25 protein-coding genes are annotated in these 26,084 nt (G+C 72.1%); 15 read left to right on the top strand and 10 right to left on the bottom strand.

Annotation, left to right across the window (positions count from 1 at the left end; all coding sequences use genetic code 11):
* Positions 1-35: 35 nt before the first annotated feature.
* Positions 36-2,912 (bottom strand): phosphoenolpyruvate carboxylase, encoded by a 2,877-nt coding sequence (gene ppc, locus ACQ5BE_RS10745; RefSeq protein ID WP_430297021.1) that lies wholly within the window; start codon positions 2,910-2,912, stop codon positions 36-38.
* Positions 2,913-2,960: 48 nt separating this feature from the next.
* Here ppc and ACQ5BE_RS10740 point away from each other — a divergent pair, with 48 nt between their 5' ends.
* From ACQ5BE_RS10740 to ACQ5BE_RS10730, 3 genes are all read left to right on the top strand, one after another.
* Positions 2,961-3,926 (top strand): pseudouridine synthase, encoded by a 966-nt coding sequence (locus ACQ5BE_RS10740; protein ID WP_430297118.1) that lies wholly within the window; start codon positions 2,961-2,963, stop codon positions 3,924-3,926.
* A gap of 98 nt (positions 3,927-4,024) precedes the next feature.
* Complete coding sequence (locus tag ACQ5BE_RS10735) at positions 4,025-4,543, top strand: O-acetyl-ADP-ribose deacetylase (protein WP_430297020.1); 519 nt, start codon at positions 4,025-4,027, stop codon at positions 4,541-4,543.
* A complete protein-coding gene (locus tag ACQ5BE_RS10730) occupies positions 4,544-5,197 on the top strand; it encodes a DedA family protein (RefSeq protein ID WP_430297019.1) in 654 nt (217 codons plus the stop codon).
* A 38-nt stretch (positions 5,198-5,235) separates the two neighbouring features.
* Here ACQ5BE_RS10730 and ACQ5BE_RS10725 read toward each other — a convergent pair whose 3' ends face one another.
* The 3 genes from ACQ5BE_RS10725 to ACQ5BE_RS10715 all read right to left on the bottom strand — a co-directional run bounded on the left by ACQ5BE_RS10725 (position 5,236) and on the right by ACQ5BE_RS10715 (position 7,109).
* Positions 5,236-5,547: a hypothetical protein gene (locus ACQ5BE_RS10725; RefSeq protein ID WP_344300215.1), complete on the bottom strand. Its 312-nt coding sequence runs from the start codon at positions 5,545-5,547 to the stop codon at positions 5,236-5,238.
* Between the two features lie 70 nt (positions 5,548-5,617).
* Entirely contained in the window at positions 5,618-5,719 is a 102-nt protein-coding gene (locus tag ACQ5BE_RS10720; RefSeq protein WP_413249860.1) for an MFS transporter small subunit, read from the bottom strand.
* 1 nt (position 5,720) lies between these two features.
* A complete protein-coding gene (locus ACQ5BE_RS10715; RefSeq protein ID WP_430297018.1) occupies positions 5,721-7,109 on the bottom strand; it encodes an OFA family MFS transporter in 1,389 nt (462 codons plus the stop codon).
* Positions 7,110-7,279: 170 nt separating this feature from the next.
* Between ACQ5BE_RS10715 and ACQ5BE_RS10710 the strand changes: the two genes are divergently transcribed.
* Positions 7,280-7,927, top strand: a complete 648-nt coding sequence (locus ACQ5BE_RS10710; RefSeq protein ID WP_430297017.1) for a LysE family translocator — start codon at positions 7,280-7,282, stop codon at positions 7,925-7,927.
* A 44-nt stretch (positions 7,928-7,971) separates the two neighbouring features.
* Positions 7,972-8,787: a DUF1684 domain-containing protein gene (locus ACQ5BE_RS10705; RefSeq protein ID WP_430297016.1), complete on the top strand. Its 816-nt coding sequence runs from the start codon at positions 7,972-7,974 to the stop codon at positions 8,785-8,787.
* 50 nt (positions 8,788-8,837) lie between these two features.
* Here ACQ5BE_RS10705 and ACQ5BE_RS10700 read toward each other — a convergent pair whose 3' ends face one another.
* Positions 8,838-9,614 (bottom strand): 3-hydroxyacyl-CoA dehydrogenase, encoded by a 777-nt coding sequence (locus tag ACQ5BE_RS10700; RefSeq protein ID WP_430297015.1) that lies wholly within the window; start codon positions 9,612-9,614, stop codon positions 8,838-8,840.
* Between the two features lie 117 nt (positions 9,615-9,731).
* On the opposite strand from ACQ5BE_RS10700, the gene ACQ5BE_RS10695 reads away from it, so the two are divergent.
* From ACQ5BE_RS10695 to ACQ5BE_RS10675, 5 genes are all read left to right on the top strand, one after another.
* The gene (locus ACQ5BE_RS10695; protein WP_430297014.1) at positions 9,732-10,946 is read left to right on the top strand and encodes a glycoside hydrolase family 76 protein; all 1,215 of its coding nucleotides are present in this window, start codon (positions 9,732-9,734) and stop codon (positions 10,944-10,946) included.
* A 277-nt stretch (positions 10,947-11,223) separates the two neighbouring features.
* A complete protein-coding gene (locus ACQ5BE_RS10690; protein ID WP_430297013.1) occupies positions 11,224-12,258 on the top strand; it encodes an iron ABC transporter substrate-binding protein in 1,035 nt (344 codons plus the stop codon).
* A 24-nt stretch (positions 12,259-12,282) separates the two neighbouring features.
* The gene (locus ACQ5BE_RS10685) at positions 12,283-13,863 is read left to right on the top strand and encodes an ABC transporter permease (protein WP_430297012.1); all 1,581 of its coding nucleotides are present in this window, start codon (positions 12,283-12,285) and stop codon (positions 13,861-13,863) included.
* Positions 13,860-15,008: an ABC transporter ATP-binding protein gene (locus ACQ5BE_RS10680; RefSeq protein WP_430297011.1), complete on the top strand. Its 1,149-nt coding sequence runs from the start codon at positions 13,860-13,862 to the stop codon at positions 15,006-15,008. The genes ACQ5BE_RS10685 and ACQ5BE_RS10680 overlap by 4 nt, the downstream gene beginning before the upstream one ends.
* A gap of 13 nt (positions 15,009-15,021) precedes the next feature.
* Positions 15,022-15,837, top strand: coding sequence for an MBL fold metallo-hydrolase (locus ACQ5BE_RS10675; protein ID WP_344300228.1), 816 nt, complete (start codon positions 15,022-15,024; stop codon positions 15,835-15,837).
* Positions 15,838-15,873: 36 nt separating this feature from the next.
* On the opposite strand, the gene ACQ5BE_RS10670 is transcribed toward ACQ5BE_RS10675, so the two are convergent.
* Positions 15,874-16,215 carry an acylphosphatase gene (locus ACQ5BE_RS10670; protein WP_344300229.1) on the bottom strand — a complete coding sequence of 114 codons (342 nt, stop codon included), beginning with the start codon at positions 16,213-16,215 and terminating at the stop codon, positions 15,874-15,876.
* A gap of 82 nt (positions 16,216-16,297) precedes the next feature.
* Between ACQ5BE_RS10670 and ACQ5BE_RS10665 the strand changes: the two genes are divergently transcribed.
* Together ACQ5BE_RS10665 and ACQ5BE_RS10660 are read left to right on the top strand one after the other, a co-directional pair.
* Positions 16,298-18,280, top strand: coding sequence for a glycogen debranching N-terminal domain-containing protein (locus ACQ5BE_RS10665; RefSeq protein WP_430297010.1), 1,983 nt, complete (start codon positions 16,298-16,300; stop codon positions 18,278-18,280).
* A gap of 125 nt (positions 18,281-18,405) precedes the next feature.
* Positions 18,406-20,061, top strand: a complete 1,656-nt coding sequence (locus ACQ5BE_RS10660) for a GAF domain-containing protein (protein ID WP_430297009.1) — start codon at positions 18,406-18,408, stop codon at positions 20,059-20,061.
* Here the strand turns inward: ACQ5BE_RS10660 and ACQ5BE_RS10655 are convergent.
* Together ACQ5BE_RS10655 and ACQ5BE_RS10650 are read right to left on the bottom strand one after the other, a co-directional pair.
* Positions 20,058-20,720: a hypothetical protein gene (locus tag ACQ5BE_RS10655; RefSeq protein WP_430297008.1), complete on the bottom strand. Its 663-nt coding sequence runs from the start codon at positions 20,718-20,720 to the stop codon at positions 20,058-20,060. The genes ACQ5BE_RS10660 and ACQ5BE_RS10655 overlap by 4 nt on opposite strands.
* 98 nt (positions 20,721-20,818) lie before the next feature.
* A complete protein-coding gene (locus ACQ5BE_RS10650) occupies positions 20,819-21,409 on the bottom strand; it encodes a YdeI/OmpD-associated family protein (RefSeq protein WP_430297007.1) in 591 nt (196 codons plus the stop codon).
* Between the two features lie 83 nt (positions 21,410-21,492).
* On the opposite strand from ACQ5BE_RS10650, the gene ACQ5BE_RS10645 reads away from it, so the two are divergent.
* The 3 genes from ACQ5BE_RS10645 to ACQ5BE_RS10635 all read left to right on the top strand — a co-directional run bounded on the left by ACQ5BE_RS10645 (position 21,493) and on the right by ACQ5BE_RS10635 (position 23,951).
* Positions 21,493-22,206: a VOC family protein gene (locus ACQ5BE_RS10645; protein WP_430297006.1), complete on the top strand. Its 714-nt coding sequence runs from the start codon at positions 21,493-21,495 to the stop codon at positions 22,204-22,206.
* A gap of 2 nt (positions 22,207-22,208) precedes the next feature.
* On the top strand, positions 22,209-22,748 hold the full coding sequence (locus tag ACQ5BE_RS10640; RefSeq protein ID WP_208711517.1) for an NUDIX hydrolase family protein: 540 nt from the start codon (positions 22,209-22,211) through the stop codon (positions 22,746-22,748).
* A gap of 90 nt (positions 22,749-22,838) precedes the next feature.
* A complete protein-coding gene (locus tag ACQ5BE_RS10635; RefSeq protein ID WP_430297005.1) occupies positions 22,839-23,951 on the top strand; it encodes a DUF6707 family protein in 1,113 nt (370 codons plus the stop codon).
* A 121-nt stretch (positions 23,952-24,072) separates the two neighbouring features.
* On the opposite strand, the gene mctP is transcribed toward ACQ5BE_RS10635, so the two are convergent.
* Both mctP and ACQ5BE_RS10625 read right to left on the bottom strand, forming a co-directional pair.
* A complete protein-coding gene (gene mctP, locus ACQ5BE_RS10630) occupies positions 24,073-25,731 on the bottom strand; it encodes a monocarboxylate uptake permease MctP (RefSeq protein ID WP_430297004.1) in 1,659 nt (552 codons plus the stop codon).
* Positions 25,728-26,075, bottom strand: coding sequence for a DUF3311 domain-containing protein (locus ACQ5BE_RS10625; protein WP_430297003.1), 348 nt, complete (start codon positions 26,073-26,075; stop codon positions 25,728-25,730). Before ACQ5BE_RS10625 ends, mctP begins: the two co-directional genes overlap by 4 nt.
* Positions 26,076-26,084 lie beyond the last annotated feature (9 nt).

Genomic DNA, 26,084 nt, shown 5'->3' with positions numbered 1-26,084 from the left:
CGCGGACGGCATCCGGAGCGGCGCCGGCGCGCCACCTAGCCGGTGTTGCGCAGGCCCGCCGCGACCCCGTTGATCGTGATCAGGAGGGCGCGCTGCAGCTTGTCCGCGGCCTCGCCGTCCGGGACGTCCCTGCCCCGGACGTCCCTGCCCCGCGCGCCCGAGCGGATGCGGCGCAGCAGCTCGACCTGGAGGTAGCTGATCGGGTCGAGGTACTGGTCGCGGATCTCGAGGGTCCGCTTGAGGGTCGGCGCCGTGTCGAGCAGCTCGGTCTCCCGCGCGAGGCGGCGGACCTCCGCCACGGTGAGCTCGTACTCGGCCCGGATCGCGTCGAAGAACCGGTGCAGCTTCGCCGGGACGAGGGTCGAGACGTAGTGGGACGCGATTTCGAGGTCGGTCTTGGCCAGCGTCATCTCGACGTTCGAGATCACTGAGCCGAAGATCGGCCAGCGCTCGAACATCTCCCGCAGCTCGCTGCCCTTCCCGGCCTCCCGCGCGGCCCGCAGCCCCGAGCCGACCCCGAACCAGCCCGGGACGATCTGCCTCGACTGCGTCCACCCGAACACCCAGGTGATGGCCCGCATCCCCTCGAGCCCGGGCAGCCCGTCCGACGCCGTGTCCGAGTCGGGCCGGCGGGCGGGCCGCGAGCCGATGTTGAGCTGCTCGAGAAGCTCGACCGGCGTCGAGGCCATGAAGTAGGCCGGAAGGTCGGGATCGTCGATCAGGGTCCGGTAGCGCGCGAACGCCGCCTCGGAGACGAGGTCCATGAGGGCGCTGAACCGCTCGCGGTCCCCGAGGGCGGTGTGCGGGTCCCGGTGGAGCGCGGTGGCGCGCATGACGGCGGCGAGGGAGAGCGCGAGGTTGTCGCGCGCGAGCCCCGGCAGCGAGTACTTGTCGCTGATCACCTCGCCCTGCTCGGTGAACTTGATCTCCCCCTCGAGCACGCCGTTGGGCTGGGCCATGATCGCCTCGTGGGTCGGGCCGCCGCCCCGGCCCACGGAGCCGCCGCGCCCGTGGAAGAGCCGCAGCCGCACGCCGTGCCGGGCCGCCACGTCGCGCAGGGCCCGCTGCGCCTTGTGGATCTCCCACTGGCTCGTGAACACGCCGGACTCCATGTTCGAGTCCGAGTAGCCGAGCATGACCTCCTGGAGGTCCCCCCGCAGCCGCACGAGCTCCCGGTACGCCGGGTCGTCGAGGAGGGCGTCCACGATCTGGGCGGCCCCGCGCAGCTCGTCGAGCGTCTCCAGCAGCGGCGCGAACCCGATGTGCGCGTACGGCTCCTCCCCGAAGATGCGCACGAGCCCGGCCTCCCGCGCCAGGAGCGCGGCGGCCAGCACGTCGTCGGGCCCCCGCGTCACCGACACGATGTAGGTCTCGATGACGTCCGGCCCCAGACGCCTCCGGGCCTGCCGGATCACGCGCATCGTCTCGTAGACCCGGCCCGCGTGGCCGGGGAGCATCACGGGGTGCCCCGTGAGCGGGCGCCGCGAGGCCAGCTCCCGGCTCAGCACGCGCCGGCGCTCCTCGCGCGCGAGCTCGAGGTACGGGCGCGGCAGCTCGGCCAGGGGATCGAGCAGCAGGCCCACAGCCTCGTGGTGGTAGTCGGCATGCTCACGGATGTCCAGGGTCGCGAGGTGCAGCCCGCACGAGGCGAGGACCCGGCGCGCGCTGCCCAGCACGCCGTCGGCCGCGAGCGGCGAGTGGGCACGCAGCGAGCGCTCGATCACGTCGAAGTCGGCCGCGAGCTGCTCGGTGTTGACGTAGTCGCGGCCGGGCTCGTGCGCGGAGCCCGAGGCGACGCGCCGGCCAGTGTTGAGCAGCTTGGCCTTGATGCACGTGAGCTTGAGCCGGTAGGGCTCGTGCGCGTTGAGCTCGAGGACGCGCGGATCCAGCGACGGCAGCCGGGCCAGATCGGCCCGGATCGACTCTTCGAGCTCCGGTCCCACCGAGGTGAGGTCGGTGGAGTTGGACAGGGAGCTGATGAGCTCGTCGACGATCCCGACCGCGATCCGGACCGCCGTCTGGTTCTGCAGCCCCAGGATCTCCCGGGTGACGTCCGGGGTGACGTTGGGGTTGCCGTCCCGGTCGCCGCCGATCCAGGAGCCGAACCGCAGAGTCGCCCGGCCAGGAGGGAGGGTGACGCCGTGCTCGGCGAGGAGGTCGGCAAGGTCGTCGAGGACCTCGGGCAGGGCGCGGGCGAAGATCTCGCCGAGGTAGTAGACGGCGTTGCGCGCCTCGTCCAGGGGCGCGGGGCTGACCAGGCGCACCTCGTCGGTCTGCCACATCTGGTCGATGATCTCCGCGAGGTGGCGGTCCTGGCGGCGCCGCAGGGCGGTTCCCTCCTCGGAAGGGACCTCGAGGATGCGGTCGATCGCGCGCAGCTTGTCCAGGACGGATCGGCGGGTCGCCTCCGTCGGGTGCGCCGTGAAGACGGGACGCACGTCGAGGGAGTCGACGGTCCGCTGCAGGGCCTCCGCCCCGCCCTGGGCCGCGATGTCGCGGACAGCAGCTGCCAGCCAGCCGGCGTCGTCCGCGACGTCCCTGAGCTCGCGCACGCGGTGCAGCTGCTCCGCGGCGTTGGCGAGGTGGAAGTAGAACGCGAAGGCGCGGACCAGCTCGGTCGCCTCGTCGAGCGGCAAGGAGGCGAGGAGCTCGCGGACCTGGGCGGCGACGTCGGCCGCGTTCCACGGCCCGAGCGCCCCCGCGCCGCCCCGCGCGGCCTCCTTGGACTCCTTGGTCAGGAGCCGCACCTCCTCCACGAGCCGCAGGAGTCCGGGGCCGTGCTGGCGCACGAGCGATTCGCCCAGCAGCGTCGAGACGCGGCGGACGTCGGCTCGGAGCTCCGCCGCCGGCTCCGCGGCGGGGGCTGTGTCTGCCGCGGAGGCGGCATCAAGGGCATCGGCGGGCGCAGGCATGGCACTCCAGAAGCTAGGGTTCCAGCGCGAGGATACCCTTGAATGGTGATGAAATCCCCCCTGCCCGTGCGCGACGGCGTGAACGCCACCCGGCTGCGGCTGCCCGCGGAGGGGCCGTGGGAGACCGCCCTGGACTACATGCTCCACCGGTGGGGCCACATCGACCCCGAGGGCATCCTCGAGAGGTTCGACGGCGGGGAGATCGTCGGGATGGACGGCTCGCCCCTGCACCGGGGCACCCCGCTCGAGGAGCACACGTTCATCTGGTACTACCGCACCCTCCCCGCCGAGGAGCGCCTCCCGGTGGAGATCTCGGTGCTCCACCGCGACGAGCACGTGCTCGTCGCAGACAAGCCCCACTTCCTGCCGACCACCCCGGGCGGGACCTACATCCAGGAGTCCGCGCTCGTGCGGCTGCGGAACCAGCTCGGGCTGCCGGACCTCATCCCCATGCACCGCCTCGACCGCATGACCGCCGGGGTGCTGCTGTTCTCCGTGAACCCCGAGACGCGCGGGAAGTACCAGGTGCTGTTCGAGCGGCGCGCCGTCAGCAAGGAATACGAGTGCGTCTCCGCGTTGGAACCTTCCGCACTCTCCCCTGCGGCTGGTGCGCACGACGCCGCGTGGGCGGCCGAGCGGTTCGCCGCGCCCGCCGTCGTGCGCAACAGGATGGTGAAGAGCCGCGACTACCTCCTGGCCTCGGTGGTGGACGGCGAGCCGAATGCCGAGACGCGCGTGACGCTCGAGCGGGTCGGCGGGCCGGACGAGTCGCCGCGGGCGCTGTTCCGGCTCGAGCCGCACACGGGCAAGACGCACCAGCTGCGGGTGCACATGGCCGGCCTCGGGGCTGGGATCATGCATGACCCCTTCTATCCGGTGCTCCTGGACAAGGCGCCCGACGACTACACGCGGCCGCTGCAGCTGCTGGCCCGCGGCATCAGCTTCCGGGACCCGATCTCCGGGCAGGACGTGGAGTTCCGCAGCCGGCTGACCCTCCAGGAGGCCCCCGCCTGACCGTTGTGGGGTCCCTGCCACCGCGTTGCGGGGTCCCTGCCGTCCGGTTGCGGGGTCCCTGCCGTCCGGTTGCGGGGTCCCTGGCGCACACTGGACCTATGCGGATCCAGATCGTCGAGGGCGACATCACGACGCGGGACGTCGACGCGATCGTCAACGCAGCGAACTCCTCGCTGCTCGGCGGCGGCGGGGTGGACGGCGCCATCCACCGTGCGGCCGGGCCGGAGCTCCTCGAGGCCTGCCGGGAGCTGCGCCGCGACCGGCTGCCGCAAGGCCTCCCGGTCGGGGCCGCCGTCGCCACGCCGGGGTACCGGCTCGCAGCCCGGTGGGTCATCCACACCGTGGGGCCGAACTGGCACGCCGGCGAGCGCGACCAGGCCCTCCTCGCTTCCTGCTTCTCCGAGAGCCTCGCGGTGGCAGCTGACCTGGGCGCCGGATCGGTGGCCTTCCCCGCAATCTCGGCGGGCATCTACGGGTGGGACCGCCGGGTGGTCGCCTCGACGGCTGTGGGAAGCGTCCTGACGGCGGACGCCGGGGGCGTTGACGTCGTCGAATTCGTCCTGTTCGGGCCGGAGATGGCGGCCGCGTTCCGGACAGCGCTGCGCGAGGTCGGCTGAGTGGACCCGGCTCTCGCCGACGGACTCTCGGGCCCCTGGGTGCTCGTATGGCTCACCGTGATGGTGGTGCTGGACGGCTTCATCCCGCCGGTCCCGTCGGAGGTCGCGCTCGTCGCGGCGGGGAGCCTGGCCGTGGAGGGGCGGATGAGCGCGGTCGTGCTCGTGCTGCTCGGCACCCTGGGCTCGTGGCTGTCCGACATCGGCGTGTACCTGCTCTTCCGGCACCGCATGACCGGCTTCCTCGACCGCACCGGCTGGGGCCGGCAGACGCACCGGACGGTGCGGCGCGTGGTCGAGAGGTTCGGGGCGTCGTCGACCTACGGGGCGATCATCGGCGTCCGCTTCCTCGCCGGGGGCCGCCTCGCCGCAAGTGCGACAGCGGGCGTGGGCGAGGTTCCGATCCGGCGGTTCGCGGGCGCCGCAGCCATCGGAGGGTTCCTGTGGTCGCTGTGGCACGTCGCGCTCGGATACGTGACCGGACGTGCCACGGGGCTCCCCTTCTGGACGAGCGCCGTGATCGGCACAGGAGTGGGCGTCGCGGTGGGCCTCACGGTCGCCGCGATCGTGGCGGCGCGGCATCGGCGGGGCAAGCACCGTGCAGAACCGCATCACCCAGAGTCGATTCCGCCCGAGAACGGCCCCGAAGCGCCGTGAGTTGTGTCGAAATGCGCGGCTGACGGTCCAGCGCGGCCCTAGAGGCCGAGTGGCACCCAGCGCCCCCGCGACCGGCGCAGGACCTGGAGGCGTCCGGTCGTCGCGACGTCCTCGACCGCGTCCTGCACTGCGAGAGCGGCCCGGCGGGCGGCGGCGACCTCGTCACTATCATTCTCGGCCTCGACGAGGAAGCGGAGGGTGATCTGCGGCACGCCGCGGACGATGTCGATCTGGTCGGCCTCCACGTGGTGCATCGAGGCCAGCGCCTCGCGCGCCGCGTCCATGACCCGCTCCGGCGCGTTCCCCGGGCGCAGGCCCGTGATCTGCAGGACGGCGCGGTAGGAGGGCATGCGCCCACGCTACCGCGCCGCCGACGGCCCCTGCCCGTTGGCCGGTCCCCTGCCCAGGTCGGGCCCCGGGTCAGCCGAAGAGGGCCGAGGCCTTCATGAGGGTCGTGGCGATCCCGTAGAGCAGCGGCACTCCGACGAGGATCCAGCCCAGGGCGAGTCGTGCGGTCTTCATGTCAGCTCTCCTTCTCCGCGCCGGCGGCGACGGGTTCACTGGACTCGTGGAACTTCGGATCGACCGGGCGGATGAGGAGGTTCGCGATGAACCCGACCACCAGCAGGACGACCATGATGAGCAGGGCCGGCTGGTACGCCGCCGCGGTGAGCTTCCCGGGTGTGCCCTGGGCGTCGAGCACCGCGTTGACGATGAGCGGGCCCACGACGCCGGCCGCGGACCACGCCGTGAGGAGCCGGCCGTGGATGGCGCCCACCTCGAGGGTGCCGAAGAGGTCGCGCAGGTAGGCCGGGGCGGTCGAGAAGCCGCCGCCGTAGAACGAGATGATGACGAACGCGAACAGCACGAAGAGCGCTGTGGCCGTGTGGCCCGCGAACGCCAGGAGCAGGTACAGGACCGTTCCGACGCCGAGGTAGCCCATATAAATGCGCTTGCGGCCGATCACATCCGAGGTCGCGGACCAGGCGAAGCGGCCGGCCATGTTGCCGATCGAGAGGAGACCCACGAACCCGCCCGCCACGGACGCGGCGACGAGCGACTTCCCGTCCGGCTGGCGGAAGAAGTCCTGGATCATCGGCGCGGCCTGCTCGAGGATGCCGATGCCCGCGGTCACGTTGCAGAACAGGGCGGTCCAGAGCAGCCAGAACTGGCGGGTCTTGATCGCGTTCGCTGCCGTGACGTTGGCGGTCGTGATGAGCTCGTGGGACCGCACGGTCGCCGGGTCGAAGCCGGCAGGAGCCCACCCCGGCGGCGGCACCTTGATGGTGAACGCGCCGAAGAGCATGTAGGCGAAGTACACGGCCGCGAGGGTCAGGAACAGCATCCCGACCGCCTCGCCGCTCGCCACCGCCCCCGGGGCCGAGGACGCCGGATCGTAGGCCGTCAGCAGCGCCGTCGAGAGCGGGCTCGCGATCAGCGCCCCGCCGCCGAAGCCCATGATCGCCATGCCTGTCGCGAGGCCGGGCCGGTCGGGGAACCACTTGATGAGGGTCGAGACGGGCGAGATGTAGCCGATGCCCAGCCCGATCCCGCCGATCACCCCGTAGCCGAGGTACACGAGCCACAGCTGGCGCGTGAAGATGCCCGCCGCGCCGACCAGGAAGCCGCCCGCCCAGAAGACCGCGGCGACGAACATCGCCTTGCGGGGTCCGTTGCGGTCCACCCACGTGCCCATGACCGCGGCCGAGAGGCCGAGCATGACGATGGCCACCGAGAAGATGACGCCGATCTCCGTCAGGCTGGCCCCGAAGTGCTTCACGAGTGCCGTCTTGTAGACGCTCGTGGCGTAGGCCTGTCCGATGCACAGGTGCACGGCGAGGGCCGCGGGAGGGATGAGCCATCGGTTGAATCCTGGCTGCGCAACGCTGTGCGCACGGTCGAGCCACGCCATGCGGGTCCTCCTGAAATGGCGGCCGGGCCGAGCCCCAGCCGTTTGCCGACCAGTATTCACGCACCCTGTGACCGGCGTTACACGCCGTGCGCCGAGCGGTAGCCGCCGCGCGACGAGCGGCGGCGGGAGCCCCGCCGTCGTGCGCGGGCGCCCCCACGTATCCTTGACCGGTGACCCTCACCGAATCCCTGCTCGGCTTCGCGGCGATCGCCGCCCTCATCACGGTCCTGCCCGGCACGGACACGGCGCTCGTGCTGCGCTACACGCTCAGCCAGGGCCGCCGCCATGCCTACACGGCGGCGCTGGGGATGATCTCGGGGGCCTTCGTGTGGGGCGCCGCGGCGGCGACGGGGGTCTCGGCGCTGCTGACCGTGTCGATGGTCGCGTACGACGTCCTGCGGCTCGCCGGCGCCGCGTACATGCTGTGGCTCGCGGTGGGCCTCTGGCGCGCCTCGTTCGCGAGGCACGACGCCGAGCTGCCGCCGGGCGCTCTCCCGCAGCACAGCCTCGAGCCGCTGCGGCGCACGTGGGCGAAGGGCTTCGTGTCCAACATCCTGAACCCCAAGTACGGCATGTTCTGCATTGCCGTGATCCCGCAGTTCCTCGTCCCGGGCGTGCCGACGGTGTGGATGGGGCTGCTGCTCTCCGTCGTGGCGAACATCGAGGCGATCCTGTGGTTCGTCGCGATCGTCGCAGCCGCACAGTTCTTCAGCAGGTGGCTCAACGGGGCCCGGTTCCGCAAGTGGATCGACCGGGTGACTGGCACGGCGCTGGGGGCCTTCGGCGTCGTCGCCATCCTCGAGACCCGCCACGCGTAGGGCCGGTCTGGAAGCATGCCGGTTCCCGTGGCATTGTCGGGACCATGACTGAGACCCCCGACGACGCCCAGCTGGCCCGTTGGCAGCGCTTCCGCGACAACCGCAACGCGGCGCTCGCCGAGGAGCACGGCTGGCTCACCCTGACCTCGTTCCAGTGGCTCACTCCGGAGCCCTCAGCGGTCGAGCTCGTGCCCGGCCTCTGGCACACGGACGAGTCCACCGGCGTCGAGGCGGCGGTCCTCACCGCCCGCGCGGACGAGGGCCTCGTGTTCGACGAGGAAGGCATTCCCGTGGACGGGACCTTCAGCGCGCACCTGAGCGAGGACGAGTCGCTGAACTGGGTGCGCTACGGGACGATCGTCGTCGAGCTCGCGATGCGCGGCGGCCGGTACGCGATCAGGACGCGCGACTCGGCGGCGCCCGCCCGCACCGGATTCCGCGGGGTCCCGGTGTTCCCGTACGCGCCGGAGTGGGTCATCGAGGCGCGGTGGGAACCGTACCCCGAGCCGCGCGAGGTCCCGATCTCCACCGCCAACCCGCTCGTGGACGGGGTTCATGTCTCCGCCGGGGAGCTGGTCTTCAGCCAGCACGGGCACGAGTACCGGCTCCAGGCCGAGCAGGGCCGCCTCAAGGACCTGACCATCACGTTCCACGACGAGACCAACGGCCGGACCACCGACGACTGGCGCAAGGTCACCACCGCGGCGCCCCGCCCCGACGGGACGGTCATCGTGGACTTCAACCGCGCCATCAACTACCCGAGCGCCTTCACCCCGTACGGGACGTGCCCGATGCCGGTGCGGGGCAACTCGCTGGACCTGGCGGTCGAGGCCGGTGAGAAAATGCCCGACGGAGCGTGAGCGGAGCGGCGAGCCCCGCCGAAGTCAGCTCCTGTGGCGCCGAGGTCGTCCTACTTGGGCGCCATCCGGATCGCGCCGTCGAGCCGGATCGTCTCACCGTTGAGCATGGCGTTGTCCACGATGTGGGCCACCAGGTTCGCGTACTCGGCGGGCCGCCCAAGCCGGGCCGGGTGCGGGACCTGCTTCCCGAGCGAATCCTGGGCCTCCTGCGAGAGCCCGGCCATCATGGGAGTCTCGAAGATGCCCGGGGCGATCGTGACGACCCGGATGAGGTGCCGTGCCAGCTCCCGCGCGATCGGCAGCGTCATGGCATGCACAGCCCCCTTCGACGCGGAGTACGCGGGCTGGCCGATCTGCCCGTCGAACGCCGCGACGGACGCGGTGTTCACAATGACGCCGCGCTCCGGGCCGCCCAGCTCGGTCTCCACCAGCTCGGTGGCCACCATCGCATCGGCCGCGAGCCGGATGACGTTGAACGTTCCGATCAGGTTCACCCGCACGACGCGCTCGAACTGCGCCAGCGGCAGCACGCCGTCGCGCCCCAGCACCTTGCCGGGCGTCGCAATCCCCGCGCAGTTCACCACGACCCGCAGCGGCCCCAGCTCACCCGCACGCACGACGGCGGCGCGCACCTGATCCTCGTCGGTCACGTCGGCGGGCACGAAGGCGGCGCGGTCGCCGAGTTCGGCGGCAAGGGCCTCGCCGGCGCTTCCCGGGAGGTCGAGGAGCACGACGGCGGCCCCTGAGGCGTGCAGGCGCCGCGCCGTCGCGGCCCCGAGACCCGAGGCCCCGCCGGTGATGAGCGCGCTCGCTCCCTGAAGCTCCATGGGCCCTCCGCATCGATGCATCGAGTTAATCGTGGCTAACCGGACGCCATCCTAGCCGAGCGCGTGAGGCGGGTCACGCTCCTGCGCCGGCCCGACCCGCCTCGCTAGGGTGATCGCATGGACCAGGCGCCTGGAGACCCGACAAGTGCAGCCGAATGGGCCCGCCGCGCCCAAACCGCTGCAGACAGTGTCAACGAGGGATTCGGCCATCGCCTCCTGGGCTTCGTCCCGGGAACGTGGATCGGATCCATTGTCCGGCCGCGGCGCGTCACGCTCCCCTGGGATCCCTGGCACTACTGGTGGCAGGCCCACTATCTGGACTGCCTCGTGGACGCCTCCTGGCGGAAGCTCGGGGGCCCTGCGCCTCAAGGCGGCGGCCCTGTTCGGCAGGGACAGGACCCCGCAATACAGGGACAGGACCCCGCAACAGGAGCAGGGCCGTCGGAGCCCCGGGAACTCCGCCTCGCCCGGGCGCTCCTGCGCACCATCAGGATCAGGAACTTCCTCCAGTACCGCAACGCGTACTACGACGACATGGCCTGGCTCGCCCTCGCCGCCGGGCGCGCCGAGTTCCTCACCCAGAAGGTCGACGAGCGGGGCATCCGGTCCGCCCGCAACGCCGCTCGCGTCCTCGGCGCCCAGCTCGTCTCGGCCAACACCGACGATCTCGACGGCGGCCTCTTCTGGAACATGAAGCGGGACTTCAAGAACACGCCCGCGACCGCGCCGGCAGCGCTGCACTTCGCCCGAGCAGGGGACCGCGAGCGCGCCCAGCGCCTCGTCGACTGGCTCAACGCCCGCCTTCTGGACCCCGAACAGGGCCTGTACCTCGACGGCCTGCGGATGTCCCGCGACGGGTCCACCACCCTCGTGAAGGACGTGTGGACCTACAGCCAGGGGCCCGTGCTGGGGGCCCTCCTCGAGCTCGGCGGCGGCGCGAACCTTGGGAGGGCGGCCAGCCTCGTCGAGGCCGTGGACCGGCGGCTCACGCTCCCCCTCGGCGACACCCGCGTCCTCCAGGCCAACGGCGACGGCGACGGGGGCCTCTTCATGGGCATCCTCGCCCGCTACCTGACGGTCGCCGCGGTCAGCAGCGGGCTTCCGGCCGAGACCCGCTCGACGGCGCGGCGGCTCGTCACCGATACAGCGCAGGCGGTGTGGGCCGGCTCCGAGAAGCGGACCGACGGACGGGGGCGCACTGGGCGGACGTTTCCGATGCACCCCGGCCGGCCGGCGTCGGACGCGTATCCCGAGGGCCGCGGAGTGGAGCTCTCGACCCAGCTGCAGGCCTGGATGCTCCTCGAGTTCGCGCACCAGCTCGCGCGGGGCTGAAACCCGCTCCGCACTCTGTGCCCCCACCAGACCCCCGGACCGCGATCGACACGGAGGACGCCACGCTCGGAGGTTCTCGCTGGGGTGGACGACTCGCCGCTCGACCTGGTGCTGCGCAAGCCCCGCGCCGCGCCTCAGGAGCTGGCGCATTAGCGAACGCCACATTTGCGTAATTGACGTGATTTCAACCACAATGGTGGCTGATTCGCCCCGCTCTTAGGCTTGGCTAACCTACAGTCGATCACGAAGAACCCGTGACCGCAGGAAAGAGAACCTCATGACGTTCCGCCCCCGCGCGCTTGCCGGCCTCGCGCTGGCCGCCGTCGCCGCCCTCGGCCTCTCGGCCTGCGGCGGCTCCTCCGCGAACCAGTCGTCCCAGGATCCCAACACGCTCGTGGTCTACAACGCCCAGCACGAGACGCTCACGAAGGAGTGGATCGACCAGTTCACCGCGGAGACCGGCATCAAGGTCGACTACCGCCAGGGCGACGACAGCGAGATGTCGAACCAGATCATCCAGGAGGGCGCGAACTCCCCCGCGGACGTCTTCCTCACGGAGAACTCCCCGGCGATGACGCAGGTGGAGAACGCCGGCCTCTTCGCGGACATCGATGCCGCGACCGCCGCGCAGGTCCCGGCCCAGTACCGTCCCTCGACCAACAAGTGGACGGGCATCGCCGCCCGGTCCACCGTGTTCGTCTACAACAAGGACAAGGTCTCGGAGGCGCAGCTTCCCAAGTCGCTGCTCGACCTCCAGAACCCCGAATGGAAGGGCCGGTGGGCCGCCTCGCCGTCGGGCGCCGACTTCCAGGCCATCGTGTCCGCGCTGCTGGAGACCAAGGGCGAGGACGCCACCAAGGCGTGGCTCGCGGGCATGAAGGAGAACGCGAAGGCCTACAAGGGCAACGTCACCGCGATGAAGGCCGTCAACACCGGCGAGATCGACGGCGCGGTCATCTACCACTACTACTACTACGGCGACCAGGCCAAGACCGGCGAGAACTCGAACAAGGTCGGCCTGCACTACTTCAAGAACCAGGACCCGGGCGCGTTCGTCTCGATCTCCGGCGGCGGCGTCCTGAAGTCCTCGAAGCACCAGGAGCAGGCCCAGGCCTTCCTGAAGTTCATCACCGGCAAGAAGGGCCAGGAGGTCCTGCAGAAGGGCACCTCGTTCGAGTACGCCGTCGGCTCCGGCGTCCCGTCGAACGAGAAGCTCGTCCCGCTCGCCGACCTCCAGGCGCCGGTCGTCGACCCCGCCAAGCTCAACTCCAAGAAGGTCGCCGAGCTCATGACCCAGGCAGGCCTGCTCTAGGCCTTGGCAACGCTCCCAGCCCCCTTGATCCCCGCCGCACCTGCGGCGGCGGGCGGGGCGCGCACGACGGCGGGTGAGGGCAAGCGCTCTCGCCCGCCTCTCGGCGTCGTCCTGCTCTGCTGCCTCATCGCCGCGGCCTCACTTATCCCGCTCGGATTCGTCGTCGTCATGACGGTCGCGACTGGGTGGGACACGGCGGTCGCGCTCATCGTCCGCCCGCGCACCCTCGAGCTGCTGGGCAACACGCTCCTGCTCGCCGCGATCACAGTCCCGCTGTGCGTCGTGATCGGCGTGGGCGGAGCGTGGCTCGTGGAGCGGACGAGGCTGCGGGGGAACCGGATCTGGGCCGTGCTGCTCGCGGCACCGCTCGCGATCCCGGCGTTCGTCAACTCCTACGCGTGGGTCTCCGCGGTGCCGGGCCTCGAAGGCATCTTCTCGGGCGTGCTCATCGCAACGCTCTCGTACTACCCGCTCGTGTACATCCCGGCCGCGGCGACACTCTCGCGGCTCGACCCGGCGATCGAGCAGTCGGCGGCCTCGCTGGGGCTCGGGGCGTGGCGCGTGTTCTTCCGCGTGGTGCTCCCACAGCTGCGGATCGCCGTCGCGGGCGGCGCGCTGCTCGTGGCGCTGCACCTGCTGGCGGAGTACGGTGCGTTCGCGATGATCCGGTTCGACACCTTCACGACCGCGATCATGGAGCAGTACCGCTCCACGTTCAACGGCACCGCCGGGAACATGCTCGCGTCCGTGCTCGTGGCCGTCTGCCTGGTCTTCCTGCTCGCCGAGGCGCGGCTGCGCGGCAACGCGCGGTACGCGCGGATCGGCTCGGGGGCGCAGGCCACGCCCACCCGCTTGCCGCTCGGCACGTGGCAGCCGCTCGCGCAGGCGGCGCTTGCGGCGGTGGCCGTGCTCGCCGTCGGGGTCCCGCTGTGGATCGTCGGCCGCTGGGCGCTTGCCGGCGGGGCGCGGATCTGGGAGACGTCGGAACTGGCGGGGGCGCTCGGCTCGAGCCTGTGGCTCGGGCTGCTCGGCGCTATCGTGACCACGGTCGCCGCGTTCCCGCTCGCGTTCCTCGCCGTCCGGTTCCCGGGCTGGCTCTCCCGCGCACTCGAGCTGTCCAACTACGTGACGAGCTCGATGCCGGGGATCGTCCTCGCCCTCGCGTTCGTCACCGTCGCGCTGCGCGCGGTCCCCGGCGTCTACCAGAGCACGGGACTCCTCATCGCCGCCTACGTGCTCCTGTTCCTCCCACGGGCGCTGGTCAACCTCCGCGCCGGGCTCGCGCAGGCGCCCAAGGAGCTCGAGGAAGCGGCGCAGGCGCTCGGCAGGCCGCCCATCATGGCGTTCGTGCGCGTGACGCTGCGCCTGGCCGCTCCGGCGGCCGCCGGCGGTGCAGCGCTGGTGTTCCTCGCCGTCGTCAACGAGCTGACCGCGACCCTCCTCCTCTCCCCGATCGGCACCAAGACCCTGGCCACGGAGTTCTGGAGCCTCTCGAGCGAGATCGACTACATGGGCGCGGCGCCGTACGCGCTCCTCATGATCGCCCTCTCGGCGCCCATGACGTACCTGTTGTTCCAGCAGTCCAAGAAAGCAGCCGGACAGTGACCGAACAGATCCCCACCCCCACCGCCGCGGCCCGGCTCCCCGAGCCCCGCATCGCGCCGCAGATCGCGGAGACGGCGGACCACCACCTCGACATCGAGGCGGTGACGAAGAACTTCGGCCACCAGCCGGTCCTCAAGGGGATCAACCTGTGGGTGGCGCGCGGGGGCACGACGGCGATCGTGGGCCCGAGCGGGTCCGGCAAGACGACCCTCCTGCGGCTCATCGCCGGCTTCGAGGCGCCCGACACGGGGCGCATCCTGCTGGGCGGCCGTGAAGTGGCCGGCGACACGTGGGTCCCCGCGCACCGGCGCAATATCGGCTACGTGGCCCAGGACGGCGCCCTGTTCCCGCACTTGTCCGTCGGGCAGAACATCGCGTTCGGGCTGGACCGCGAGAAGTTCCGCGGACGGGCGGCCGTGACGCAGCGGATCGAGGAGCTCCTGGAGATGGTGGCGCTCGACCCCTCCTATGCCAAGCGGCGTCCCCACCAGCTCTCGGGCGGCCAGCAGCAGCGCATCGCGCTCGCCCGGGCCATGGCGTGCGAGCCGGAGATCATGCTCCTCGACGAGCCGTTCTCGGCGCTCGACGCCGGCCTGCGCGTCGCCACGCGCCGCGCGATCGGCAAGGTCCTGCACGAGGCCGGCGTGACCACGATCCTCGTGACCCATGACCAGGCCGAGGCGCTCTCGTTCGCCGACCAGGTCGCCGTCATGCGCGGGGGGAAGCTCGCGCAGATCGGCAACCCTTTCGTCGTGTACACGCGGCCCGCGGACCGGGCCACCGCCGAGTTCCTCGGGGACGCGGTGATCCTGGACGCGTGGCTCGAGGGGTCGCTCGCGATGTGCTCGCTCGGGGCCATCCCCGTCCGGCGGCCGCCGGCCCAGGGCCGCGTGCAGATCATGCTGCGTCCCGAGCAGATCCGCATCGCGGCGGACTCACGGATCCACGGCACCGTGCTGGACTGGGACTACTTCGGCCCCGAGTCCTCGGTGCGGATCAAGCTCCCCGAGCGCCCCGCCGACCCGCGCATCCCCGGCGGCGGAGAGATCATCACGATCCGCCACTGGAACGCGGCGATGGCCCGCTCCGGGATGGACCTCGCCCTCAAGGTCATCGGCGAGGGCGTGGCCTTCCCCGTCGAGTAGCTAGGCTGGGCGCATGGCCGACGACGTCTCCCCCTCCCCCGGCACCCCCGCTCCGGCAGCGCGCTGGGTCGAGAGCTCCGCGCTGACCCGGTACCGCCTCGCCCCGAACCCGGGACCGATGAGCCTGGACGGGACCAATTCGTACGTGGTGTCGGCTCCGGGCTCGGAGTCGGTGGTCGTGGTGGACCCGGGCCCGCTGGACGGGACGCACCTGGACGAGCTCGCCGCAGCCGGCCGGGTCGAGCTCATCGTCCTGACCCACCACCACCCCGACCACACGGAGGCCGCAGAGGAGTTCCACCGCCGCACGGGCGCACCGGTCCGCGCCCGTGATGCCTCGCTCTGCATCGGCGCCCCGGCGCTCGACGACGGCGAACGGCTCGACGCCGCGGGCGTGCGGATCGAGGTCCTTGCCACCCCCGGGCACACCGCGGACTCGATCTGCCTCCACCTCCCGGACGACGGCGTGCACGGCTCCGTGCTCACGGGCGACACCATCCTGGGCCGTGGGACCACGGTGATCGTGTTCCCCGACGGCCGGCTCGGGGACTACCTCGCGTCCCTGGCCCGCCTCGAGGCCCTCGGCCCCGCGACCGTCCTCCCCGCCCACGGTCCCGTGCTCCCGGACGTGTCCGAAATTGCCCGCGCCTACCTCGCCCACCGCGAGGAGCGGCTCGGCCAGATCCGCTCCGCGCTCGCGCAGCTGGGCCAGGACGCGCCGATCGCCGCCGTCACCGACGCCGTCTACAGCGAGGTCGACCCCAGCGTGCGCCCTGCCGCGGAGAACTCCGTCGCGGCGCAGCTCGACTACCTGCGCGGCTGGGCGTAGCCAGGCAGAGCCGGCGGCCACACGGCGGCCGCAGGGTCAGAACACGCGGAACCGGGAAAATTCGCCGGTCCCGGGGCCGATGGAGGCATCAACCGCATCGACGCGTCCCGGGGCGTCCTCCGATCGGAGCCAGGCCAGAAGGGCTTCGACGTCCTCGCGGGACCCTTCGGCCGTGACCTCGACAGTCCCGTCCGGCAGGTTGGCCGCCGAGCCGACGAGCCCGAGCCGGTCGGCCTCGCCGAGCGTGGAGTAGCGGAAGCCCACCCCCTGCACCATCCCGGAGACGGTCGCGTGCAGGCGTGCCTCGGGGGCCCCGCCCTCCCCCGGCGGTGACTGGCTGGCGTCGTGCTCGCCGCGGTGGCGTCGGAAGATCGACATGCCCCCAGTCTCCGACGCTCCCACGAGCGCGCGCCACCCTCGGGCCTGTTGGAGTGTCGGACCGCGGCGGTAGCGTGGCGGCATGAGCGCCCCCCTCCAGCCCTCACTCCACCGGCAGCACGTGGCCCTCGCCGCGCCCACGCAGATCTGGCTCGGGCCGGACGGCCGCCTTGCGCCCGAGCCACCCGGAGGCGGTGTCACGGGGGTCTTCCACGCGGACACGCGCTTCCTGGACCGGGCCCTCGTCATGGTCGACGGCGCCGAGCCGCAGCCGGTGGGCGTCACCGGCCGCGGGCCCCGGCTCACGGTCGACGGCCTCGCAAGGAACATCCCGGGCCCCACCCTCGACCCGGCCGTGCGGGTCCGGCAGCACTGGAGCGTCGAACCCGGCAGGGTCCGGCACCGGATCGAGCTGAGCACGTCGCTGCCCCGGCTCGAATGCACCCTCACGGTTCACCTCAGCGCCGACTTCGCGCCCATGGACGCCGTGCGAGTGGGGCGCGCCGCCGACACCGTCCCGCCCGAGGGGCCCGGCCCGCAGGGCAGCGGGATGCACGACGGCGGCGGGCTGGCCTGGGCGCACGGCGAACACCGGGCGGTGCTCACGGCGGGTCCGGGGCTGCCCGGAGGCGGGGCCGCGAACGTCACGACGGCCCTCGACAGCGACGGCGACGACACTGACGGCTTCCCCACCGGCCACCCGGCCCTCTCCTGGCGCGCCGTCCTCGGGCAGGGCGAGCCGTTCCGCGCGGAGTGGAGCGTGGCGCTCGAGGACGCCGGCGCCGTCGTGCGCGCTGCCCCGGACGGCGGGGTCGAGGCGGAAGCGCGGCAGGACGCTGTCGGGCGGCTGGTCGCCGGATCGCTGGCGGAGCTGGCCGGGCTGCGCCTGGCCACCGCGAAGGTGCCGGACGCGCCGTTCCTCGCGGCGGGCGCACCGTGGTATTTCACCCTGTTCGGGCGCGACTCGCTGTGGGCCGCACGGCTCCTGCTCCCCCTCGACACGGCGCTCGCCGCGGGGACCCTGCGCACGCTCGCGGCCTATCAGGGCCAGCGGCACGATCCCTCCTCCGCCGAGGACCCGGGGAAGATCCCCCACGAGGTCAGGGCGCGCGAGCTTGTGATCGACGGCGGCCCGGGCGGGGACCAGCTGCGCCTCCCGCCGGTGTACTACGGATCAGTGGACTCCACTCTGCTGTGGCTGTGCCTCCTCGGCGAGCTGTGGCGCACGGGCCGGGCGCCCGAGGTCGTGCGGGCGCTGCTGCCTGCCGCGCGCGGTGCCGCGGACTGGCTGCTCGCGGCCGGCGCGGACGGCTTCCTCGCCTACCGGGATGAGTCCGGGCACGGGCTAAGCAACCAGGGCTGGAAGGACTCCGCGGATGCCATGCAGTTCCTCGACGGGCGCCGGGCAGAGGGGCCGATCGCACTGGCTGAGGTCCAGGCCTACGCATTCCAGGCGGCGCACGAGGCCGCGGCGCTGTTCGAGGAGCTGCGCGAGCCCGGGGGTGGCGCTGGCCTGCGCGAGCAGGCCACGGCCCTGCGCGACTTCGCCGCAGGGCTCCGGCGGCGGTTCCGCGAGCAGTTCTGGGTGGACGACGGTGCGGGCCACTTCCCGGCCATGGCTCTCGACGGCGCCGGGACGCCCTTGGACCCGCCCGGCTCCAACATGGGGCACCTGCTGGGCACGGGACTCCTCGACGCCCACGAAGCCGAGCGGGTGGTGGAACGGCTCACGGGTCCCGAGCTGTTCAGCGGCTTCGGGATCCGGACGCTCTCCACGGCGGCGGCGGGCTACTGGCCGCTGAGCTACCACTGCGGCTCGGTCTGGAGCCACGACACCGGCATCGCGATCCGCGGCCTGCTGGCCGACGGGTTCCGGACCGAGGCGGCGGCCGTGGCGCGCGGGCTCGTGCGGGCCTCGGAGTCGTTCGGGCACTCCCTCCCCGAAGTGTTCTCCGGGGAGGGATCGGAGGAGGCGGACCGGGCGCTGCCCTACCCCTCCTCGTGCCGGCCGCAGGCGTGGAGCGCCGCCGCGGCGCTCGTGGCGGCACAGGCCCTGGGGCGCTGAAGCGAGCGCCCGTCCCGCCCGCCGCGAAGGCCGCGGAGCCTTGCCTGACCAGTTCGTGCCGCTCATGATGGGGGCAGCCGCGCTCGCCCCCACGTCCTCCCGGGAGTCCGCTCATGCCTCACAGAATGCCCCGCAGGGCCCAAGAGCTGCTGAACGAGTTCATCGAGCGTGCCCATGAGCTGGTGCGCGTGCAGGGCCACATGAACGGCCTCATGACCGCGATCGTGTCGATGGCGGAGGACCTGAGCCTGCAGTCGGTCCTCGAGCAGCTGGCCCAGTCCGCGGCGGAACTCCTAAATTCGCGCTACGCGGCCATCGGCGTGTTGGGCCCCGACGACACGCTCACCCACTTCATCACCGTGGGCATCGACGAGGATCAGCAGCGGGTCATGGGGGACGTGCCCACGGGGCACGGGGTTCTGGGGCAGCTGATCCGCGAGCCGAAGCCCCTGCGGCTCCACGACCTGCACGAGCACCCCCTTTCGGTCGGGTTCCCGGAGAACCATCCTCCGATGACGACCTTCCTCGGCGTACCGATCAGGGTGCGGGAGGCGGTCTTCGGCAACCTGTACCTGACCGAGAAGGCGGGCGGGGAGGACTACACGGCGGAGGACGAGGAGCTGGCGGCCGCGTTGGCGGCGGCGGCCGGCGTCGCGATCCAGAACGCCAGGCTGTACGAGGACAGCCGCCGGCGGCAGCGGTGGCTCGAGGCGGGCATGGAGGCCAGCACCTCCCTCATCGTCGAGGACTCCCCCTCGCCCGACGCTGATCTGGACCTCGTGGCGGAGCACGCGCTGCGGGCCTCGGACGCCGTACTCGCAGTCGTCGCCGCCCCGGACGGGGAGTCGATGGAGGTGTACACCGCGGTCGGTGCGCTCGCCGTCGTGGCCGGCCAGGAAGTCCTCTGCCCGCCGTCCCTGAGGGAGGCGGACGTGGAGCGCAGGCCGCTGGTGCTGCGGAACCCCGAGGAGGTGTTCGGCCCGGGCAGCGGGGAGAAGCTCGGACACGTCCTGGCGATTCCGATCGGGCACGGCACGTCCGGCGACCGGCTCCTGCTGCTCGCACGCCAGGCCGGCGGCAGCCAGTTCACGCAGGCGGACCTCGAGTCCGGGGCTGCGTTTGGCTCCCACGTGGGGCTGGCCCTCGACCTGAACATCGCCCACCGGCAGCGCGAAGAGGCGCTCATCTCGGTGGACCGGGACCGCATCGCCCAGGACCTGCATGACCTGGTGATCCAGCGTCTGTTCGCTGCGGGCCTCGGCATCCAGAACCTCCGGCGCTTCGCCACGGACCCGGCCGCGGAGGCGCGCATCACGAAGCTCACCGAGGAGCTGGACGAGAGCATCCGGGAGCTGAGGAACACCATCTACTCGCTCCGCGCCAAGCAGACGGACCGCGAGGGCCTCTCACGGTCGCTGTTCGACGCGGTCCACGAGTGCCTCCGCAGCACGGGCATCATCCCCAAGATCACGGTCGAGGGCAGGCTGGAGGACCTGCCGTCTCCGCTGGCCCGGCAGGTCCTGGCAGTGGTGACCGAGACGGTCAGCAACGCTGCGCGGCATTCGGGCGCCACCAGCATCACGGTCGCGTTGACCGCCCTCGCGGATGCCGTGGAAGTGCTCGTGGAGGACGACGGGAAGGGATTCGCCAGCCCGGCCCGGGCGAGCGGGCTGGCCAACATCCGGCGCCGGGCCCGCTCGCTGGACGGGACGAGCAGCGTCGACAGCATCCCGGGTGCGGGAACCCGGGTCTCGTGGCGGGTGCCCCTGACGGCCGGCTAAGCAGGGAGAACAGCGGGCCACGCGCCATCGAGCGGCGGCGCCGCCGGATACCCGAGCTTGGCCAGCGCCCGCTGCAGCGCCGCCTCGAAGGCGGGCCTGGCGACTCCCATGCGGCGGGTCATCTCGGTGTCGCTGCACCCTCGGGCACAGTCGAGCAGGATGCGCCGCTCGGTGGAGGTGAGGGCGGGCGAGGGCTGTGAGAGGCGCAGCTCGGAGAGGACGGCCTCGCGTTCACCGGCGCTGAAGAGGTCCCTCCCGGCGGCAACCGCTCTGATGCGCCGGACCAGGTCTCCCCCGCGGACCATCCTGACGGCGTGGCCCCGCGCCCCGGCGAGGATGGAGCCCCGCAGCTCCTCGCGGGTTCCGAGGCTGCCCAGCGTCAGGCAGGGAACGGCCGGGCTCGCATCCCAGATCCTGCGGCAGACCCGGATCCAGGAAGCGTCCCGCAGGGCCGTGTCCACGAGGGCCAGCTGCGGGAGGAGGACCGGGATCGTGGACAGCGCTTCAGCTGCCGAGCCGGTCGCGCCGGCGACCTCCAACGCCTCCCCCGCGAGCATCTCGCGCAGCGCCTGCCGTTCCATCCGGTGGCCGCAGACAAGGAAGACCCGGGCGGGCCTGTCCCGTGCCGTCCCGGGAGAGAAGGAGTCGTGTCCTGCCATCGCGCACCTCGGGTGTTGCCGTGTTGTCCCAAGGACCACGCTCCTCCCAGCGTCGTCCGGCCAGTAGAGGCGAAGGGCGCAGGCACGGGGGCGGGATGTCAGGGCCGTCGCTTCTGCGGGTAGACCGTTTCGTGCCGAGCGAGCATCGCCACGAACTCGGCGATCTTCCGTGCCCTGGTCTCCGGCCGCTTCACATCGGTGACGCGGTACACCAGGGCGAACCGGTTGGTGGAGGTGAGGACGTCGAACATCGCCTGCGCCTCGGGGACGGCGGCGATCGCAGCAGCGAGGTCTTCGGGCACCTCGGCGGTCGCGGCCCCGCCGTAGGCCGCCTCCCAGCGCCCGTCCGCCTTGGCGGCGTCGACCACGGCCCGGCCCGCCGCCGTCATCCGTCCCTCGGCCTCGAGCCGGGCCACGCGCTCGACGTTCGACCGCGACCACCGGCTCCCCTTGCGGCGGGGCGTGAAGCGGATCGCCGAGCTGGCGGCGTCGCGGGCGCGCAGCTGGCCGTCGATCCAGCCGTAGCAGAGCGCCTCCAGGACCGCGTCTTCATACTGCAGGGCCGTGACCGTTCCGCCCTTCTTGGTCAGGACGAGCCACACTCCTGGGCTCTCGGCGTGGTGGGCGGCGAGCCATCCGTGCCACGCGGCGGCATCGGCGACGAGGAGTTCGGGCAGTTCCGGGGCCATGCGCCAAGCCTCCATGCGAGCGGCCCGGAGGCGCAAGGAGACAGGCCGCGGTGGGAGGATGGGAACGACCGAAAGGAAGCCTGATGCTGCGCGTCCGCCCCACCCGCTACACGTCCGCCATGCCCGAGCTCCGGAGGCTCCTGGAGGACGTGGGCCTCGTCGTCACCGAGGAGGGCAGGGGCTGGGCCGTGCTCGACGCCGGGAGCGGCCGCGTCCGGCTCCGGGCCGTCCCCGCAGGCTCCCCCGGCGACGGGATGACGTCGTTCGGGGTAGAGATCCGTGAGCCGGAGGCCTTCACCCGCCGCACCCGGCAGGACGGGGGGCGCGCGAGCATCGAGGACGCGATCGGCGGTGTGCGCGTGCGGATCACCGGGCCGGACGGGTTCAGCTTCCTGGCCGAGCCGTCCGCCCACGGTGCCACGTGCGCCGACGCGGACCGCGCCCTCGCGGTCCGGATGGAGTGGCTCACCCCTGACCTTCCGGGGGCCGCGCTCGCGCTCTCCGCGATCGGCGCCAGACCCCGCACGGCGGGAGCCCCCGCCCCGGCTACCGAGTTCACCGCGAAGAACGGCGGCGTGCTGGCCCTGCGCGAGGCGCCGGTGCTGCGCGGCGGAGACCTGGTCCTCGAGTACGACGGCGACGTGGGCGCCCTCGCCTCACGGCTCGCGCGGGCCGGGTGGTCACCCGAGGTGGGCGAGGCGCAGGGGCGGCAGGGCGCCGTCGTCCGCATCCCGACGCCGGATGGCGGTGAGGTCACGATCCTCACAGCTCCGCCCGGTCATGGGGTAGAACAGTAGGCATGGCTCTGCGCACTCCCGACCCGTATCCCGGCTGGCTCTCACCCGAGGACCTCTACGAGGCGCGGAATCGCCTGCCGATGCTGTACGTCGAGGCCCTGCCGGTGCGCCTCGACCCGCTCGGCTACGTCAACGAGGTCGGGCTCCTGCTCCAGGCCGACGACGAGGGCAACATGATGCGCAGCCTCGTCTCCGGACGCGTGCTGTACAAGGAGACGATCCGCGGCGCCCTCCTGCGCCACCTCGAGAAGGACCTCGGACCGCTCGCCCTCCCGCAGCTGCCCGTCAGCCCAGTGCCGTTCACGGTCGTGGAGTACTTCCCGTCACCCTCGCAGACCGGCTTCACGGACGAGCGCCAGCACGCCGTCGCACTCGCGTACGTCATCCCGGTGGCCGGCGAGTGCCAGCCCCGGCAGGACGCCCTCGAGCTGACCTGGATGTCGCCGGCCGAGGTGCTCAGCGGGCCGGTGCAGATGGAGTTCGTGGGCGGACGGGGCGAGCTCGTGCGCCAGGCGCTCGCGTTCGCGGGCCTTCCGGCGTAGGGTCGGGGGTTCGGGCCAGCGCGCCTGAAACACCCCGTTACCAATCCTTTATATGGTGGTCACTGGACCGACAGCCACCACGGAGGACCCATGCAGCACAGCTCGGGACCGCACGAGCGGCCCGGAACCACCGAGTTCCACGCTATCGATGCCCACGATCTGAGGGCCGGCCAGCGGCTGCTCCTGCCCGACGGCAAGGAGAGCGCGGAGATCCTCGAAGTGGACACGGTCCTCGACGACTACGGCCAGCCCGCCCTGTACTTCGCGGTCCTCGACAACCACACCAACCTGCGCGTCGCCCACGGCACGCGGGTCCGCGCGGCCCGCGGCAAGGCGGTGCGGCCCGCCGACCTCCTCTTCTCCGGCCCCGCCGCGAGCGCGGGGGCTTCGGCTGCCGAGCCAGAGGCCCCAGACGCCGCGGTGACTGCCCCGGCCGCCGAGGCGGCCGCGCCGGCCGCTGCGCCCCCTAAGATCGAGACGGTTCCGGCGGCGCCCCTCCGCGGCCCCTCGGACATCGCCCTGGACACGGGCGAGGTGGTCCACGTCCCCGGCGCGGCGTCGGCACGTCCCGAGCGCGCGAACGCGTCGATCCTCGCGCGCCTCCCCGCTCCCGAGGACAAGCCCGAGGACCTCATGCGCGCCATCGACGCCGCCCACCCGGGGCGCCACGCGGTCCACGAGCTCGCCGCCCGTCTGGCCAGGGGCGTCAACGTCAAGTCGGGCGCCTGCCTGGCCGACCTGCGTGCCCTCGCCTACGAGCTGTACATCGGCCAGCGCGACGCCGAGGGGGCGCTCAAGGTCGCGGACCTGCTCGCCGTGCTGCCCTACGACGGGAACCCCGCGCGCTGGGCTTCGATCGAGTCCGCGCTCGGCCTCGCCGCGCACCTGGCGAGGGAGGCCGGGCAGGAGGACCGCGCGGCCGCCTACGGCGAGCTGCTGCGCACCCCCGAGGACGCCGAGACCGACCCGTTCCGGGCACGCATGGCACAGCGCGTGCGGCAGCGGGCCCTCAACGAGCCGAACCTGTACGACAAGGAGATCACGCGGGCCGCCGGCGCGAAGGACCACGCCGAGGAGCGCGGCTGGCGGATGCTGCGGCTGGGCAGTCTCCTGCACCTGCGCGCCCATGGCGGGTCCACGGCCTTCGAGCAGGACGAGCTGGACCGGCGGATCGAGGTCGAGCTCGACGCCGTCCGCGCCTGACGCCCGTCGCGCTTGGTGACCGTCGCGCTTGGTGACCCCCAGAAGGTGACCCCCAGACGTGCTCGTCTGGGGGTCACCTCCTGGGTGTCACCTCCTGGGGGTCACCTCCTGGGGTCACCTCCTACGCGATCGGGCCCATCTGGTTCGTGGCCTCGATCTGCTTCACCTTCGGGTCCGTCTCGTCTGCCCCGAAGTCGGACGGCCGGGTCTCGTCGAGCCCCTGCGGGACCTTGAACGCCCGCAGGATGAGGGTGAGCACGACGGCGACGATCAGGTTGAGCGCGAACGCGGTCACCGCGATGTACACGGTGAAGTTCGTGCCCGGGATCGCGGCCGTCGAGCCGCCGAAGTGGGCGTGGGTGACGGGGTTGACCACGTTGTACGCCGAGATGGTCCCGAAGGCGATGCCGACGGCCCAGCCCACCAGGAGCGCCCACCGGTCGAACCACCTCGTGTACAGGCCTCCGACCACGGCCGGGAAGGTCTGCAGGATCCAGATGCCGCCGAGGAGCTGCATGTTGATCGCCGCGGACTGGTCCATGCCGATCACGAAGACGAGCGCCCCGACCTTGACCACGAGCGAGACGATCTTGGACACGTTCGCCTCGGTCTTCGGGTCCGCATCCGGACGGAAGAAGTCCCGGTAGACGTTGCGGGTGAACAGGTTGGCCGCCGCGATGGACATGATGGCCGCCGGCACGAGCGCACCGATCGCGATGGCCGCGAGCGCGATCCCGGCGAACCACGAGGGGAAGTGGTCGAGGAACAGCTGCGGCACCACGAGCTGCGGGTTGGTCGACCCGTCGAGGTCGATCGGCTTGGTCCCGGCCTTGATCGCCACGAAGCCCAGGAGCGCGAGGAACCCGAGCATGAGCGAGTACAGGGGCAGGATCGCGGCGTTGCGGCGGATCGTGTTGCGCGCCTTCGAGGCCAGCACGCCCGTGACGGAGTGCGGGTACATGAACAGCGCCATGGCGGAGCCGAGCGCGAGGGTCCAGTACGCCGAGTAGCTGCCCTCGGTCGGGATGAACACGCCGGCCGGCTTGCCCGTGGCCTGGCTGACGGTGCCGAGCTTGGTCTGCGCTGCGCCGAAGATGCTGTCCCAGCCGCCGAACTTGATCGGCAGGTAGATCACGGCGACGATCACCGCGAGGTAGATCAGCAGGTCCTTGACGACGGCGATCATCGCCGGCGCGCGGAGGCCGGACGTGTAGGTGTACGCGGCGAGCACGACGAACGCGAGGATGAGCGGCAGGTCGGTCAGGAGCGCGTTGTCGGGGCTCCCGAGGCCGAGCACGGTGAGGACGGCCTTGATGCCCACGAGCTGCAGGGCGATGTACGGCATGGTCGCGACGATGCCCGTGACGGCGACGGCGAGGGACAGCCAGCGGCTCCCGTAGCGGCCGCCCACGAAGTCCGCGCTCGTGACGTACCCGTGCCGGTGCGACACCGACCAGAGCCGGCTCATGATGATGAAGATGATCGGGTACAGCACGATCGTGTAGGGCACGGCGAAGAACCCGCTGACGGCGCCCGTGGCCCACATCGCGGCCGGGACGGCCACGAACGTGTACGCCGTGTAGAGGTCGCCGCCAAGCAGGAACCAGGTGATCCACGTGCCGAACCCGCGTCCGCCGAGGCCCCATTCGTCGAGGCTGTGCAGGCCCGTCTCCTCCTTGGACCGGCGCCAGCGCGCGGCCAGGAACCCCATGACGGCCACGATCGCGAACAGCAGGATGACGATGATCAGCGCGACCCAGTCGATCGGGCGCCCGTTCACCGCCGCTCACCCCGGTCCCGGGTCGCTCGGCCGGACGACGGCGCCCTGCCGCCGCCCGCTCCCGGCGCGCCCGGCGCGCGGGCGGCCACGCGCCGTCGTCGGTCCTCGCTGGTGACGAGCCAGTACGCGATGCCGCTCAGGGCCGCTGAGATGGGAACCCAGAGCAGCTGGTACCAGTAGAAGAACGGCATGCCGCCCCAGCGCGGCTGGTCGTAGGAGTACAGCTGCGGCATGAGCGGGAGAAGGATTGCCGCCGCGAGAAGGATTGCCGCGACGATGTACGGCAGGGGCCTGGCCGGCGCGCGGGTCGGGGTGTCGCGCGTGGGCCCGTTGAGATCGGACAACGAAACCTC

It is taken from the genome of Sinomonas sp. B1-1, assembly GCF_050474465.1.
Lineage (GTDB): Bacteria > Actinomycetota > Actinomycetes > Actinomycetales > Micrococcaceae > Sinomonas > Sinomonas flava.
The sequence above is the reverse complement of the archived record's forward strand: the minus strand, read 5'-3'. Positions and strand labels throughout refer to the sequence as shown.